10 protein-coding genes and 4 pseudogenes are annotated in these 16,152 nt (G+C 58.9%); 3 read left to right on the forward strand and 11 right to left on the reverse strand.

The features are described 5' to 3' along the window. Positions 1-560: 560 nt before the first annotated feature. Entirely contained in the window at positions 561-923 is a 363-nt protein-coding gene (gene queD, locus AC0L3J_RS14585) for a 6-carboxytetrahydropterin synthase QueD (RefSeq protein ID WP_473347479.1), read from the reverse strand. Between the two features lie 707 nt (positions 924-1,630). On the opposite strand from queD, the gene AC0L3J_RS14590 reads away from it, so the two are divergent. After that, the gene (locus AC0L3J_RS14590) at positions 1,631-3,049 is read left to right on the forward strand and encodes an MATE family efflux transporter (protein WP_473347442.1); all 1,419 of its coding nucleotides are present in this window, start codon (positions 1,631-1,633) and stop codon (positions 3,047-3,049) included. Between the two features lie 86 nt (positions 3,050-3,135). Here the strand turns inward: AC0L3J_RS14590 and AC0L3J_RS14595 are convergent. After that, positions 3,136-3,539 (reverse strand): annotated as a pseudogene (locus tag AC0L3J_RS14595) (IS630 family transposase); the annotation flags it as partial. Between AC0L3J_RS14595 and AC0L3J_RS14600 the strand changes: the two are divergent. Continuing rightward, positions 3,504-3,773: a hypothetical protein gene (locus AC0L3J_RS14600; RefSeq protein ID WP_157233980.1), complete on the forward strand. Its 270-nt coding sequence runs from the start codon at positions 3,504-3,506 to the stop codon at positions 3,771-3,773. The pseudogene AC0L3J_RS14595 and the gene AC0L3J_RS14600 sit on opposite strands and share 36 nt — an antisense overlap. Positions 3,774-4,613: 840 nt before the next feature. On the opposite strand, the gene AC0L3J_RS14605 is transcribed toward AC0L3J_RS14600, so the two are convergent. The 5 genes and pseudogenes from AC0L3J_RS14605 to AC0L3J_RS14625 form a co-directional block, all read right to left on the reverse strand. Next, a complete protein-coding gene (locus AC0L3J_RS14605; RefSeq protein WP_473347443.1) occupies positions 4,614-6,014 on the reverse strand; it encodes an aspartate ammonia-lyase in 1,401 nt (466 codons plus the stop codon). Positions 6,015-6,100: 86 nt separating this feature from the next. After that, a complete protein-coding gene (locus AC0L3J_RS14610) occupies positions 6,101-7,054 on the reverse strand; it encodes a LysR family transcriptional regulator (RefSeq protein ID WP_473347444.1) in 954 nt (317 codons plus the stop codon). A gap of 1,121 nt (positions 7,055-8,175) precedes the next feature. Next, positions 8,176-9,381, reverse strand: a complete 1,206-nt coding sequence (locus AC0L3J_RS14615; protein WP_259217615.1) for an MFS transporter — start codon at positions 9,379-9,381, stop codon at positions 8,176-8,178. Between the two features lie 879 nt (positions 9,382-10,260). Continuing rightward, a pseudogene (locus AC0L3J_RS14620) lies at positions 10,261-10,570 on the reverse strand (transposase); the annotation flags it as partial. A gap of 1,191 nt (positions 10,571-11,761) precedes the next feature. Next, entirely contained in the window at positions 11,762-11,968 is a 207-nt protein-coding gene (locus tag AC0L3J_RS14625) for a cold-shock protein (protein WP_007605570.1), read from the reverse strand. Between the two features lie 409 nt (positions 11,969-12,377). Between AC0L3J_RS14625 and AC0L3J_RS14630 the strand changes: the two genes are divergently transcribed. Next, positions 12,378-12,683, forward strand: coding sequence for a hypothetical protein (locus AC0L3J_RS14630; protein WP_473347445.1), 306 nt, complete (start codon positions 12,378-12,380; stop codon positions 12,681-12,683). Between the two features lie 679 nt (positions 12,684-13,362). On the opposite strand, the pseudogene AC0L3J_RS14635 reads toward AC0L3J_RS14630, so the two are convergent. From AC0L3J_RS14635 to AC0L3J_RS14650, 4 genes and pseudogenes are all read right to left on the reverse strand, one after another. After that, positions 13,363-13,998 (reverse strand): annotated as a pseudogene (locus tag AC0L3J_RS14635) (transposase). A gap of 106 nt (positions 13,999-14,104) precedes the next feature. After that, on the reverse strand, positions 14,105-14,320 hold the full coding sequence (locus AC0L3J_RS14640) for a transposase zinc-binding domain-containing protein (RefSeq protein WP_473347446.1): 216 nt from the start codon (positions 14,318-14,320) through the stop codon (positions 14,105-14,107). A gap of 194 nt (positions 14,321-14,514) precedes the next feature. Continuing rightward, positions 14,515-15,058, reverse strand: a pseudogene (locus AC0L3J_RS14645) (tyrosine-type recombinase/integrase); the annotation flags it as partial. A gap of 251 nt (positions 15,059-15,309) precedes the next feature. After that, complete coding sequence (locus AC0L3J_RS14650) at positions 15,310-15,999, reverse strand: IclR family transcriptional regulator (RefSeq protein ID WP_085394625.1); 690 nt, start codon at positions 15,997-15,999, stop codon at positions 15,310-15,312. Positions 16,000-16,152 lie beyond the last annotated feature (153 nt).

Genomic DNA, 16,152 nt, shown 5'->3' on the forward strand with positions numbered 1-16,152 from the left:
GGTGGAAATAACCAGTCGGCCAAGGGATGCATCCGTGACCAGTCAGCGCGGACGCTCGAGTCCGGCACCTCGCCAGCTTCAATTGAGGCTTCGCCCGTCGAAGTTCGAACGGGGGGTATTGACGGCGATGTCTATGGCACGCTTGCGCACATGCGGGCTTGCGCGATCTTGCATCCACCCGTGCTCCTCGATTGGCGGCTAGCGCCGACCTGCTGCAGCACCAAGTCGCCCAGCCGCAGCGTCCGGGATGGCGGGTCGTCTCGCCGGTACAATCAGCATCGAATTCGCTCCTGAGGACGAATCCCTCAGATCGTTCCGCGGTTAGTACAACGCGGAATTCCGAATCGTTTGGCCGGAAGCTTTTCGAATGCGGTCACGTGATGGGTGTCCTCATAGCCAAACCGGGCGCTCCGGTCGGATGCAAGGGCTCTTCTGTGAGCGCGGAAATCTGGCCGCGGGCGTGGCGGATGAATAGCCGAATCGCAGATCGAGCAAGTCCGCTTCTGAGCCGAAGAACGACAGGCGCGCCGCATCGACACAGTCCCAAATGAGCGCTGAATTCAGCGATCGGGCCCGTCATATTCCGCCCAACTATCCGTCGTCTCGTACACCCTCACGCTCGAGAGTTGCCCGAGGCGCGGTTTCGCGTGCTCCCAGATCCAGATGGCGATATTTTCCGCCGTCGGATTTTCCAGTCCCGGGACGTCGTTCAGGCAATGGTGATCGAGCTTCTTTATAAGAAGGCCAAACGCTTCCTCCATGTTGAAGAAATCCATTACGAATCCGGTGTGCGGATCGACTGCCCCGTTCAGCACGACCTCGACGCGATAGGAATGACCATGCACCCGATGACAGCGATGTGTCTGCGGGACGTTTGGAAGTCGGTGCGCTGCCTCGAACTTAAATGCTTGGGATATCTTCATGTGATGCCGAGTGTTTGTGGGAGGGCACGCTGAGCCGCCATTTCGGCTGAGCCAGGCAGTACGAGATAGCCCGCCGCTCGACGGCGTCAGGGCGGTCTTTCGATCGAAGCAGAAATTGTCCAAGCCACGCTCATCGAACCGGTCTGGCAGGCTGCCGGTTGCGGCCACACGAATTTTCAGTTCGTGTCCGCGAGTGACGGCCAGCGCGGCGCGATTTACTGACGCAAATCCAGTCACCACGCTGGCCGGGGCCGGCAGCCTGCCGTTCGTCTCGATCGCGCTGAGGAACCCGATATCGTGTACAGATTGCAGGACATCATCGAACCACCACAGTGGTTCTGAGCACGTTCATTGCTTGTGCCATGCCGATGATGGAGCGTCTACTACAAGATCCGGTAGATGCCAAAACCAACTTGAGGCTCTAGGGTCTGGCCGCGTTTCGCCGCCGATCATCATCCCGAGAAGTGAACGCAACGAGGCAGGATGCTCAACCAAAGGGCGGAACGGCACAATATGACTAGCAGAACCTGGGGGCTACCCTCGAACACCTCAGTCAGTATTCGCTACAACTGACGGGAGGCGTATGCCCAGGCAAAAATCAGCTTTGAAAACGTCAACCTATCCAGGCGATCACGGCCTGCCAGAGCAGATCCGGAGAGGATTGCGCTGAGTACGCCATCGTCGAATTTGGAAAAGTTCACTCGTCCGTGAATGGACCGAATACAGAATTCGCCTTCGACAGCAAGCGCAATTTGATGCCAAAGAAAAAACAGCACGTCGATCTATCGGACCAGAATCTCTTGAGTCTTATCCTGCGGCTCGCCATTCCGTCTGTTGTTGGATTATCGATCCATGCGCTGCAGCAGGTCGTCAATGCGATCTTTGTTGGCGCCCTAGGCGCGCAGGCGATCGCAGCTGTTAGCATGACCTTGCCGATCGTGGTCCTGCTCGCCGCAGCCGGACAGGGGATCGGTGTTGGAGCAGCGTCGTTCATATCTCGTCATCTGGGCGCTCGTGAGTACCTAGAAGCGAGTCGAGGCGCAAGCACGGCACTCGCGCTCGCCGCTCCGATCGGTATCATAGTCACCCTCACTCTGCTTCCAAATCTGCCAGGGATATTTGCAACGCTCGGAGCAACCCCAACCATCATGCCCGTGGCGCTCGACTACGCGGGAACGGTTTTGTTGGGGTACACCCCGATGCTACTAAATACCGTCAGCGGGTTCATTGTAAGAGCCGAAGGCTATACACGATTTAGCATGTGGGTGATGATGACCGCGTTTATCCTGAACGCTGTGCTTGATCCCGTCTTCATATTTTCACTTGACCTTGGCGTGCGAGGCGCAGCCCTCGCAACGCTGGTGTCTCAGATCTCTGCTGTCGGACTGTATATCGTGTATTTTACGAAGCTTGGCGGGACGGTTCTCGTCAGGATATCTCACATATCATTGCGAGCAGATCGCATCAGACAGCTCGCGTTGGTAGGCGCGCCGGCGACAATGACGAGTATCTTATCTGCTCTTGCCGTTATGCTCTTGTACGGAGCTGCTGCGCCGTTCGGCGACGATTCCATCGCCGCGGTTGGAATAGCTGTGCGTATCTTGATGGTCGGCGCACTGCCGATCACCGGGTTCTGTATTGGCGCTCAAGCTATCCTGGGTTTCGGTTGGGGCGCACGCGACTATGCTCATATATTGAGAGCTGCGAAGTTCATGCTCTTCGTGACGATCGCATTCTCGGTGCTGTATTCTGCGGCCGTTGTGATTTTTGCGAGGCCTTTGGTGAGCCTATTTAGCGATAACGAGTACGTCACCGAAATTGCCGTCTCGACCTGCATCGTGTTCCATCTCTTCTTTGGACTGTTTGGGGTGCAGAGTTTCGTGACGGCAATGCTTCAGTCATTTGGGAGAGCGCGCCTCAGTGCAATTGTGTCCTTGGCCAGGCAGGGGTATCTCTTCATACCGGCCGTACTGTTATTCCCGCTGGTAGCGGGTTTTAACGGACTGTTAGCCAGTCAAGCTCTCGCAGAGCTTGGCGCCGGAATAATCGCTCTCATCGTCATGTTCAACCAGTTCGGCGAGCTCAGACGAGCGCTCCGGCACGGTCCTCAAGAGCGATCGGGATAGCGGGTTGAGCTGAGAACGGATATGATCGAGGCACAGAGCATTGGGCGCTAGCCTCCTGGGAGGCTCGCCCTTAAAGCGTGATGGGACTAGCTTCGATAGCCTGAGTTTTTGAGGTAGTTGGCGCATTCTTCGGATGTAAATGCATAAAGGAGTTCGCCGATGGCGGCGCAGACCGCATCGACGGTTCGTGCGGCTGCCTTGCGGAGCAGATGCTTGAGTTTGGCAAAGACTTGTTCGATGGGGTTCAGGTCGGGTGAGTATTTTGGCAGGAAGAAGAGCTTTGCTCCGGCGAAGCGGATGAGCTGGCGCACGGCTTTGCTTTTGTGGCTGCCGAGATTGTCCGGGACGACGATGTCGCCGGGCCGAAGGGTCGGTAGGAGAACCTTCTCCACATAGATCCGGAAGCTCACGCCATGATTGGTCCCTCGATGAACCATGGCGCATCGATCCGGTCATGGCGCAGGGCCGCCAGAAAGGTAATGGTTTTCCAACCCATCTGGCCCCGAGCAACGCTGCCGGTCTCATCGACCCGCTTCATCCAGCCGATCGCCGTGCTGATCGCCACTCCAAACTGCTTGGCGGCCCGATTGCGCGCCCTACCGGCCAAATTAAGGGCGTCAGCTCTTACGGCATTGATATCGGCCAAAGGCTGGAAGTCGAAACGGCCCAAGGCAGCGGCAATGTGGTCGGCCGTGAAGCGGGGGTGATCTCAATCGAGAACTGACTGTCACACCAGTAACATGCGGCGTTTCCGAATTGGTGAATGGAAATGCGAACCCCTTTGCGCGTTGCCACTCTATGGCAAGCAGCTAAATGCAATGACGCCAATACAAAAGGTGATGCTAACTTTTGCTACAAACCAGGTAAACACTGGCACGGTCATCGACAAGGCCTATAGCCAGAGCATCTTGATTGACCTTACCTTATACTCAAACCGAATGTCGCATACGACATAAACAACGGCTGGGAGTGGGGAAACTTCAGCTGGGCCCCAGTCGAGACGACGGATGAGATTCTGACGCGCGCAGCTGCCTCTCGGCATCGGATGGATTTCGCGTGCCTCAGTGCCGTCTTGAATACGGCAGCGAACGAACGAAAAAATGTTGGGCCCGTGTTCGAACCTGCGGGACTCGATCACGCCTCGTGAATGTATCATCAGGTGAATCAGGCCGTAACCAGCTATCGGAGAACTTGCACATCTTGATCGGGCTACCGGCCGAACAGGATGTGAAGATTGGCGGAGGCCAGGACGGCCCCACGCGAATGGTTAGAATACGTTATCGACAATTTCTTACGTGTTTGCTGATTTTGCCGATCACTGCCCTTGGCACTTCGGCCAGGCGCGTCCGTATAAGCACGACTTGAAGAGAGGCCGGAGCACTGACCCATGAACAAGCGGCCTCTCGATCGCGGCGCATCGTCTCATCCGCCGCATCGGGTTGAGACAGGGCGATGGCGAGTTGGCTGTGGTATGACCTTCGTAGGTTGATCCTCCGGTGTTGTGCATCGACTCGCGGCATGCTCGTGAGCCCTTCCCGTACAAGGGCAGGTGCAGAATCGCGGCTCATGCGCCATTCTCGCGATAACGGGTGCTCTCGTGCAGCATCTGCAAAACCGCGCTACGGTTCAGAAGTCCGCGGTCGATCGCGATTTCGACGAAGGGCCGCATTTGCTCAGCGGCTGCAAGGACAAGTGTCGATACCTGTTCATAACCCAGGCGCGGTACGAACACGGTCGCAAGAGCCGAAGATTGCATCAAGTTGCTGAGCGACCGTTCCCGATTTGCCCGGATCCCCGAGATGCAGTGGTCGGCAAATATTCTGGCCGATCGCGTCAAAAGCTCGATCGAATCGAACAGGCGCGAGGCGATGACTGGCTCGAAGTGATTGATTTCGAGTTGGCCGCTCAACGCAGAGAGGGATACTGCGGCGTCGTTGCCGACGATAGCGAACGCAACTTGCTGGATCATCATCGGCAGAACTGGATTGAGTTTACCTGGCATGATCGAAGAACCGGGCTGGAGAGCGGGCAACCGCAACTCGCCAAGCCCCGTATTTGGCCCAGAGGAAAGGATGATCAGGTCAGAGGCAATTTTCGCCAATACCTCTGCTGCGATGCGGATTTCCGACGACACGCGTGCGAAGGCGTCGGCGTTCTGCATGGCATCGAACATGTCGTCGCCTGGGCGTACCGCGGCGCCCAAGATCGCCGCAAGATGTCCATAGACGGCACGGCGATAGCCCGGCACTGCTCCGAGCCCGGTGCCAATCGCAGTGCCTCCGAGGGGAAGCACCATCAATTCCTGGCGCGCCACGGACAGCTTCAAGGAGAGCCGCTTGATCGCTGATGCGTAACCGCCGAACGCCTGACCGAGCGTCATCGGCTGGGCGGCCTGCATGCATGTGCGGCCGACGCGCAATACGTCAGCGAATACAATGGCCCGCTCCGAAAGAGCGGCCGCCACCTGTTCCAGCGCACCCACCAGATCGCCGGACTTTTCGTGCGCCGCCAACTTGAGCGCCGAGGGCAGCACATCGTTCGTCGACTGGCAAAGGTTCACGTGATCATTTGGGTGGATCACGTCGTACCGGCCGGGCTTTTCACCGACAATTTGCAGGGCCCGGTTCGCCAGAACCTCATTCATGTTCATGTTGATCGATGTGCCGCCGGAGCCTTCGAGCAAATCGATGATAAACTGCCGATCGTGTTTACCAGCAATGACCTCGTCCGCAGCCGCGATTAGTGCTCCTGCTACTTTGGCGTCGAGGGCTCCGAGCTCACGGTTCGCCGCCGCGGCAGCGCGCTTGATGCGCGCTAATGCCCGAAGAAGTGCCGGCTGATCACCGAGCTTCTGGAGTGAGATGTCGAAATTCTCGCTCCCACGCAGGGAGGCCAAGCCGTACAGGGCGCGCAGCGGCAGCTCGCGCGTTCCTAGACTGTCTATTTCGGTGCGAGTCGCTGACATCTCTGATCCCGGGTTCGGACGCTACGCAAACAACTCTCTCCGAAGACGGGCGAGAGTTAAAGCTGAGATCGGAGATGTTATGGAGGCTAATAAGTATGATTAATTAGGGTTATACTGTTCGTCGAGGGTCCGGGTGACACGATGCTGCCGACGGAACGAGCCATCCAGGGAATTTGAGCAGCGATCTGGGGCAAGGTCCAGTTCCGCAGGAGCACACGAATATCATCCGCTATTCGCGCAGCCAACGTGTCTAATCCGCCTTGCTTAGTCACCAACGCGATCGTGCGCGAGAGGCCGGTCGCCGGCAATGGCATGACTTCGAGCGCCGGTCGATGGACGGCAGCCTGCAATATGCACAGGGGTGTTGTAATCGCCACGCCCATGCCATTGGCGACCATCGAGAGCAGCGAGTCCGACGTGTCGAACGACATCGTCTGCGGATGCTCTATCCTTAGACGCCGGAGATGACGTTCAATTTGCGTTCCCATGTGCGAACGCGCAGTGTAGCGGATAAGTCGGTGCTCGAGGAGTAGGTCGTCCAGTGGACGATCGCGAAGAGTATCCGCCCAGGCAATCGGTGCTACCAGGAGGAATGGCTCGCGCAATAGGGGTAATGGGGTAACTTCGTCAACGCCCTCCATTGGATCCGATGTGACAGCTGCATCGATCTCGTTGCGCATCAATGCCTCGGCGTGCGCGGGTACCAGCCCCGAATACGCGCTCACGCGAAGCGCGATTGAACCCGCCATGAGGCTGCGGACCAACAGTGGTCCAACTGTGGACGCGAACGTGTCGATCATCCCGAGCCGAAGGTCCTCGCGTTCGGGACGCGCTGCGGCGGCCCGCATTTCCTCGACAGCTCGTCCGACGCGCAGGGTTATCTCGCGCATGTGGGTGAGCAGAGCTTGCCCCGCCTCCGTGGGCCCAAGAGGACGACGATCGCGACGGACGAGGGACGCGCCAATATGCGCCTCCGCGCGCTTCATCGCTTGTGAAACGGCCGATTGAGTGATGCCAAGTCTGAGGCCGGCCGCGCTCATGCTGCCCTCTTCGATGACGACAGCCGCGACTTCCAGTACACGCAAATCAGGCAAGCTAAACATAGGAAGCTTACGCTAATGGATTTTTATCGGGTGTGCCACTAGTCCGATTTTGCAGTTGCGGCGAGTCAATCTGCTCGACAGGTTGGCGCACCGGAAACTCACGCTGACCGCGGAAACAGCCGCTCCAAAGCCGCAGCGGTGGAACTGTTCGATGAGACTTCATTTACCCACATTTCCAACCGCTCCAATTTCGGCGCAGAGTTCGATCCGGTGTGTCTGGAGAGTCCGCGCCAGATGACAACATTTCCGAGCGCATTGTGGCAGGTCGCTTCACTCGTTTCGGGATGGCCGTCGCATTGGATCATCGGCCGTTGGTCGGACGTGTCTAGCGCGTAAACTTGATCTAGAGGCCGCGCCGATCTTGCGTCTCGTCTTAAGGCACCATCATGCGCGTTCATTGACAGTAAGCCCAGTTCTAGACCATGGCTTTGAGATCCCAGTGGGTCTAAGGACGCAATTGATCAAAGTCGCTGCTTGGAATGCCATTGTGATGCTGGTGAGCGCTCAATCAGGAAAGCACGCAAATAGGTCATCAGCTTGCTCATTTCGCGCAGGAAGGCGATGATGGCTCAGCTGCTCGGCAGTGCCTCAGAAGAGCCAGCAAAGAGCGCCTTCGGTTGAGCGCGATAGGACCGATCATCGAGAAGCGCGTCACACGCCAGCGTGAGGGCGCTCACGGGATGAAGAAGGCGAGCTTGCCCGTCTGTCGGGTAGCGCCAATTATGATGCTAGAATGCCGGGTAATCTCAGGACAGAGACATTGTTGTGTGGAAAGAATGCAAAAGTGTTCCGCAGTGCGGTAGACCGCTCGACCGAATGCTCCTCGCAATGCCGCAACGGCGCAATCGCCCGAGATGTTCGCGTACATCGCCAGAAACCTCGATGCCGAGTTCCTCAACGAGTTCTCGGGCAAGGCCTGGCGTGGTGTTTCACCCCCTTCGACCGGTCCGCTTGGCTGCACGAACATTTTGGTCCAACGCTCGCGTACCAGCGGAAGGTTTCGTGCGACATTCGTGGTAGGGCACGCGGCGATCCGCGCGGTGCGCACGGCTGCGGCGTTATCCATCAAGCAACGCCCCCTTTTTTAGATCACCCTCTGGGGCTGCTTGCGGGAGAACTATCAGCAGAGGGATGATGACGACCATACCAGCTGCCAGCATCACTCCTGATGGGCCGGCTACAGTCAACATCTGGGCGCCAAGGACGGCTCCGAAGCCGATGGCCGAATTGATGACCGCCGAGTGCATCGCGGCAGCAGTCATCACTGTCGAACCGGCGGCGCGCAGGATCCAGGTCTGGAGTCCCGCGAACAGCGCCGCGACGGCAGCGCCCCAGATGACCAGCAAGACAAGGACCCGGCCTGTCCCCAAGTGGGGACCAAACCATCCAAGGCCAACGAGCGCCAGACACAGAGCAAGCAGCCCCGCAGTGATGATGGGCTTCATGAAGCGGTCGATGAGGACGCCCGCCAGGATGTTCCCCAGGAATCCTGCTCCGCCAAAGCCGAACAACAGCGCGCCGATCATGACTTGGGCAACGTTTGGAATCTCGCTGAGGAATGGTTCTATAAATGTGTACGCCCCGAAATGCGCCGCCGCCATGAATGTCGTTACGGCATAGATCCCCAACAGGTCATGCCTGCGGCAGACTGATCCAAGCTCTCTCCATCCCGCTGGCGTCCCGGCCTGCATTTTCGGAAGAACTGCCACCATCAGGGCTGAGGTGATCAGTCCGATGGCGCCAATTAATCTGAACGCTGCACGCCATCCGCTCACCTGACCGACGAAGTTCGCGAGCGGCACGCCAACAACGGTCGCCATCGAGATCCCGCCAAATACGATTGCCATCGCAACACCCATACTGCGGGACGGCGCAATCTTAGACGCAACCGCAGCCGCCATGGCCCAATAGAAACCGTGAACGACAGCGCCCACCGTGCGTGCCAGCAACAACCCTTCGAAAGTGTGAGACATCGTCGCCGCAAACGTTGTTGCGGAAAGGATAAGAGTCAAGGCGATGAGTAGCGGCTTGCGAGGAAACTTCTGAAGCAGAACGGGTGACAACAGACCGCTGGCAGCACCGATCCAGGCATAGAGGGCCACCGTGAGCCCGACCGCTGCCTGATCTCGTCCGAGGTCGCGAGCAATCTGAGACAACAGCCCGATAGGTGCTATCTCTGCCAAGACGATGTGAAACGAGGCGATGCCTAGCACGATGACGGCGAGCCAGATGCGGAGCGAAGATTCTGTGCCGTCACTCGTCATTATTAAACATCACTGTACGAAGGATCCGCCCGTTTGATTTGTCGATGATCAGCCGCTGCTTGTACGCATTTTTCATCCATGGACGTGGCGCCGCATGGCACGGGCGTCTCTCCGGATGTTAATCGACCTGCATCGGTGGTATCCGATCGTTACGGTTGCATGGGTCGTTCTCTCCATCAACTGCGAGAGTTGATAGTTGACACACGACAAACGGCACTCGGTGTCCTCGACTGGCGTCCTGAGTGGGACTGTCGTTCCGGCCGGCGTCGTGAAAGAGGGCCTGACCTTACTCGAAGAGCTGCGTCGCTCGCCACCAGGCGCTGCGCTTCGCCAACCCCGCCAAACGAACGGTGCAATAGCATCGTGATGCCTTTCGTGCGTTCGGACGGCCTGCAGATTGCCGAGCTGCCAACACCGAGGAGGAGGTCTCACTCACGATGTCCCGGCACTGCTTCGGCAGCTTTAGCAGGGCGCTCGCGGATCATGATCTCCGGGGAGCCGCGATTGCCTCGCCTGCGTACGCGCGCGCTGGGTGTCAATCGGCCCGTTAATTGCGGTTTGTTGTCAAACTTACATTTCTGAACTCGCCCACGGCACGGTGGTAGTGCTCGCGCCGTCGGAGCTGGTCCGGATTGCGGAGACGGCGCGGGCCGGCTGATACGTGCATTGGATCGCCGGGGCTGGTTGAGGTCTTCGCTGGGATCATGGTCCTTTCCAAGTCGCGCAGCGTCTCATGATGATGTCGGGGTCGGGCGCCTCAACGTTTGCAGCGGAGTGCGGACGAGCCGCCACCGCCTGATTGACCGAGGCCGCCACAACACCGTCCCAGCGAGACATCGCCAGTCCGGCAGACCGGACCAGGAACTCTACAAGATCGGATCAGGCTTCCTTCCCCTGGCCCCAGTCGAACGATGTGCCGTAGACCCAGATACAGTGAAGAAGGATGGCGAGTTTGCGCGCGATGGCGACCTTTGCCTTTCGCATGCCAATCCGCTTAGCGAGCTTCATGCCCCAAGCCCTAAGAGAGGACCATTTCTTCGTTCGATGAAGCAGGACGATCGCCGCCTCGTACAGGTAGGTTGGGAGAAGACGGTCGCCCCATCGTGATATCTTGCCCAGTTTCGCCAGAGTGGTTGCATCGAGGCGTAAGACCCAGATAGGCGCCGACGCTTGATGCCGATCGGAAGCGCGATGTTTCAAGGTGCCGTCGCATGCGCTGGTTCATTAGGAGGACGGATCGAGCTTTAGCATTGATGCTAGCAGCCGCTCCGGCTTTGAATCCTCAAGTGGGCTTCAACGCGCGATGCCAACGGGCCGTATGTTGGTCCGTGCGAAGCCCTAATGATGGACGGAAGCGTTCCGCGGTTACATAAATTAGACTACGAGGGGCGCGGATCGGTGGTGGACGCCCGAAATGTCCCGGCTCAGCAAAATCCCCTTGGAATTCCGATAGGTGAGTTCGGCATTGCCTTCGCGCATCTCAAAATTCGATTTTCAGTTCTAGCCGGTTCGCTGCGCCAAGAGGATTGCCAACCTCCACGACGAGAGGCTCTAGGGCGGAGAGCGATCCCATAATGGCGTGGCGACTGGACGAGCACTCACCAAAGATGGCCCCGCCCAATTAAGGTAAATTCAATCCAGCCCTGCCCCGACACTTATTGATGTGAAGGTAAACGATCATCGCCGCTGCGTATCATTTCTCGGCGAGATCATCCAGCACTTGAAGGGCGACTACGCGGTTTCAGCTTCAGCGTACACGCCAGGCGTGTGGCTGAGCAAAGAACGCGGCGACCGCATGCACAACCGCGGCCGCAGGTGCGGCGTCGTGATCCCCGAAGGCTCCTGATGGAGGGCGTTGAGGAGCCTGCCCACAATCTACGAATTGCCTGCTTGTGAGCCCTCGAGGCTGGCGACCTTGACCGGATCCAACGTCCGGCGAAGGGAGCTCGCGCAGAAATAGCCTTATATCGTAGCCCTCTCGAACCGCTCGAGAGTCCTTGCTTAGCTTTCCCATCCCTTCGTTGGTCCACACTGTTGAACTCGCGCCGCAGCATGGTATCGGGTTTGATCAGCGCCGGCGCCACCACCTCCAGTCCAGGATGATCGGCGAGGATGACCTTCCGACCAATAAGCCGCTCGCGAGCGCCTTCAAATCGCGCTATGACGAGCGGGCGGACTGACTGTTACCCGTCTACCAAACGGGACAAAGAGGCGTTGCGCTAGCGAGCATCGCTAGCTACGTTCGCTTGTATTCGGACCCGCGAAACGTCGAAAATTGGCGAGAAATGAAACGACCCCAGTGCTTAAAGCGGCTGGGGTCGTTCCGAGGTAAGCGCCAGACTTGGGAGGGGGGCTGAGGCCAGACGCCTACGACATGAAATCAGACACGCAGATCTTCCGCACTGCTTTTACCGCGCCTCGGGTCGACTTTAAGCTCGTAAGAGACTGCCTGCCCTTCCCGCAGGTCAGAGAGGCCAGCGCGCTCCAGGGCGCTTATGTGTACAAAAATGTCTTGGCCGCCCCCATCCGGCTGAATGAAGCCGAAACCCTTCGTCGCGTTAAACCATTTCACAACACCCCTCGCCACTCCCATCTCCCATTTGAGCAATACTGTAGGGTAGTTCTGGTCGGACCATTCGGGCGATTCGCGCATTGACGCACAATCTCCGCTGCTTCGGCGTCAGCGTAGTTCGCTTGAGGAGTTCGAGTATGGCGAGCCTGGGCGATCATGCTTTCATGCCAGAGACCAGGCACAGCCGACGGGTTTGCCCCAGGTCGCATCGTTCTGATCTTCCATCCTGTTGCGTCACTTGGGTGACGAAGGTTACGTGGGTGGGTTCTCCTAGCAGGGAAGCCGCGAATTTCATCGGCCCAGATGGCTCATCGGCCACTATTTTGCGGACAAGCAGCGGCCTCGCAACTACCAAAAGGGGTAGCTGGACGAGCGTACCGCACCAAATTAGCATGCTCCCATGACTGTTCGGAGAACATGGAAGATGAACTGGAAGAAGGAACTGGAGGCGCTGGTTCAACAATCCGCGGCACTCGTAGAACGCGCACGGAGCGTAGCGCCTATTCCAAAGCTGGTAGCACCCATCGCGCCAATCGCAAAAGCTTCCCCGCCCGATTCTGCCCGGCGGTTGAGCTGGAACACCTCCGAGCGAGAGCACATCAGCAAACGCGTTGCGAATTTCAGAGCGCATCAAGAGCGCGTGCGCCGCGAGCGCGACGAATATTTTTCCCGCACGATGCAACGGACACGGGATCTCGCGAGAGGCCACGGCTCCGACGAACAGATGTAGGCGGTCGGACAGTCGCGCAACTTTGCTAACAATCCGCCAAATCGCGCCAGAGGAGTCGACTGCGGCCGACCACCGGCTGGGAACGGCGAGTAGCCGTGAGAGTCGTACGAGTCTCCAAAAGACGCCGTCACAGCCCATCTGAGGATTGCCGCGCGCTGAAGGATTGCCGCGTCGTGTCCTCACGCCATAGGTTGCCCTCGTACTGGATGCGCTGGGGGCAACCACGCGATCGTTGTAGTGGCGCCGCCGACGCGCACACGAATCTGGCGCATGGATTTTGCACCGCCGAGGAAGGCGTGGGTGTTGACCCTACCCCTCGGGCTTAATCCAGTTTGACGTTCGTTCTGGCCGAAGACGAGGACCAGAGCATGCAGCACGTTCGACATCGGAAGGCCCGATCTGCTGGCTCGGCGCGTGAGGCAGAGACACGAGATGTGCGCGTCGGGGAAGAGTTGAGATCAGACGCGCTTCACTGGAGATCGCGATAGGCATTTTGCTGCATCGGACCGTTGTTGTCGCGGAGTGTGAAAGCACGGAGTCGACATCGTCCGCGATGATCGAGACGCTGGGAGCGAAATGACGAATGATGATCGTCGTGCACGGCATGGCTTGGCTCACGATGTGTCGCATCGGAACGGTGATGTTCGAGGGCTGAGCGTCTGAAGCCGTGTCGAAAGCGCTAAATGATGCGCATGACGCCACCACAATCGGGAGAGGCAGGAACTTCGGCCCAGGTTTGAGCTTCCAAATCCACAGGCGGCGGCTGGCTGTCGTTTGGAGCTGTCTCATGATCGAGAAGTTCGCGGCAAGGCGAGCTTGGCAGCGCGATGGCGGTTGGCCATGAAGCCGAAGTGGCGGATGCGATGGAAACCGTCGGCAGCGTATGAAGCAGGAAGCGGCGAATGAACTCGTCGGGCTTGAGCTTCATGATCTTTGTCGCGCCGTCCTGGCGGTAATCCTTCCATGTGAAAGTAACATGATCGTTGTCGAGTGCGACGAGCCGGCTGTTGGCGATCGCGACGCGATGGGTGTAGCGGCCGAGATAGGCCAGCACCTGTGCGGGTCCGCCGAAGGGCCGCTTGGTGTAAACAACCCAGTTGACGCGCTGCATGGCTTGATGCGACCAGCGAAAGCGTCGAGTTCGGCAAGAGAAGCAAGATCGCCGAAGAAGCCAAGGCGCCGGCGTTGAAGGCCCCGATCAGCGTTTGAGAAAAAGCCAGCGAAAGAGCCGGGACAGCGGTTTGACGGCCAGGAAGAAGTTAGGTCGGCTGGCGATCCAGCGTGTTCCATCAGGTGACGGGCCGCCGCCCGGCACGACACAGTGGATGGGGGATGATGCGTTAGCGCTTGTCCCCGGGTGTGCAGGACCGCGACGCCGCCGATCTCCGCGCCGAGCCGGCGCGGATTGGCAGCAAGTGTCGTCATCGCCTGGGCGGCGGCCTTAAACAGGTGGCATAGACGACGGCCTTGTTTTGGAAAGCGATCGCGGCGATCGGTGCAGGAAGCGTAAAGACGACGTGGAAGTAGGGAACCGGCAGCAGGTTGGCTTCTCGCGCGGCAAGCCACGCGGCTCGGGCTGGCCCCTGACACTTCGGACAATGCCGATTCCGGCAGGAATTATAGGCGATCCGCGTCATGCCGCAGTCATTGCAGGCCTCGACATGGCCGCCGAGCGCCTTGGTTCATCACCCGCCGCTCGACGCGACCGAGATGACCGGCATGGTCACGACGATAGGCGTCGCCATGCCGGCGCAAGATATCGGCAATCTCGATGGCGGGTCGGTGCGGGCGGACGTCGGGGCGGGTCATAAGCCGGATCCCGGAGCCGTTGTCATGCCGGTGGCGTCACCTCCAGCGACACGCGGTCGAGCGGGCTCTGCGTCGCCCGGATCGTATGGGTGGCGACCTGCGTGTAGCGCGCCGTCGACGACGGATTATTGTGCCCGAGCAGAACCTGGATGATCCGGATGTCGGTTCCGTTCTCCAAAAAGATGTGTCGCGAAGCTGTGGCGCAGCGTGTGCAGCGTGACGCGCTTGGTCAGGCCCGCAGCCTTGACCGCCGAGCGGCAGGCGGCATGCAACACGGTCGGATCAATCGGGTGACCTTCGTCACGCCCAGGGAACAGATAAAGCCGCGGCCGGGCGAGCCGCCAGTAGGTGCGCAGGATGCCGAGCAGTTGGGACGACAGCATCACGTTGCGATCCTTCGCGCCTTTGCCGTGGCGCACCTGGATGACACCGCGGGTGCTGTCGATGTCTTCGATCCGCAGTCCCGCGACCTCGGAGACCCTTGGCCCGGCCGCATAGGCGGTGGTGAGCGCGGCGCGGCTCTTCAGGCTCGACACCGCCTCGAGGACCCGCACCACTTCGTCGGCGTGTCGGCGCGCCGCAGCTTGGCCGTCAGGCCATGACGGCTTCAGAATACGCGCACCAGCACACATCACACGAGCAGCGTAATAGCCTTGAAGAAGCCTCCCTCCTGATGCCCGTGCAGGGATGGGTGGCGCGTCGAGATCGAGGATGATCTGCAGGCCTCAACAATGCGAGAAATGCGCGCTACGCTCAGGAGAGGCCATTGCGGCACCCGCTGAGCTGTGCGTTATAAATAGAACGCTGCCATTGTAGCTCAGCGCTCACTGGCAGGCAGCAGACCAATCAGCGCTTTAGCCTCGGACTTCAGCACTTCAACGGCAGATTTCCGAGCATCCGCATCAAAGCGAGTGCGAATGGCGGAGACTGAGAGCGCGCCCCGCAATTTGCCATAGACATCGATTACGGGCACCGCTGCGGCCGCAACCTCAGGATCACGCTCGCCGATCGAGACGTAGAAGCCACGATCTCTGATCTTCTTTCCATCAGCTAATGCAAAATCGCGGTAAGCGGTAAGAACGCGGCCCGCAGCGCCGCGATCAATCGGCAATCGTTGTCCTTCTTCGAGGTGATGCCGGACGGAACGCGGAGAATTAACGCGATAAAGGCAAATGCGCTCGTCGCCCTCCGCGATGTAGAAGGATGCGGTCTCTCCGGTTGCTTCGACCAGACGATGGAGCGAGGGTCTGATCAGGTCACCGAGGTCCAGCCCACGCTGATAGAGCGCCCCAAGGCGCCATAGCTCCGGTCCGGGTCGAAATAGCCGGTCGGTCCCCCGCACCAGGAATCCGTCCGCTTCCAGGGATGCGGCAAGGCGAAGGACCGTGCTCTTGTAGAAGTCCGTCGCCTCGGCAATCTCGGTCAGCGTCATGGCTGCGCGCTCAGGACCGAAGGCCTTGAGGATCGCCAGGGCGCGCCCGACCGCATCAACCCCTGTCTTTGCCATTGATACAGCCTCGTGTTCTGTTCTGCAGAACAGATATCCAGAATGGATAGAAAGTCCAGGTCCCATGCTCATCTGCGTTCTGTGTTGCAGAATGCAATTGACTCCGGATATAGCAAAAGTTACCTGTTTTGATCATTAGAACAGGTTCTGCGG

The organism is Bradyrhizobium sp. Kon37, from assembly GCF_055807535.1.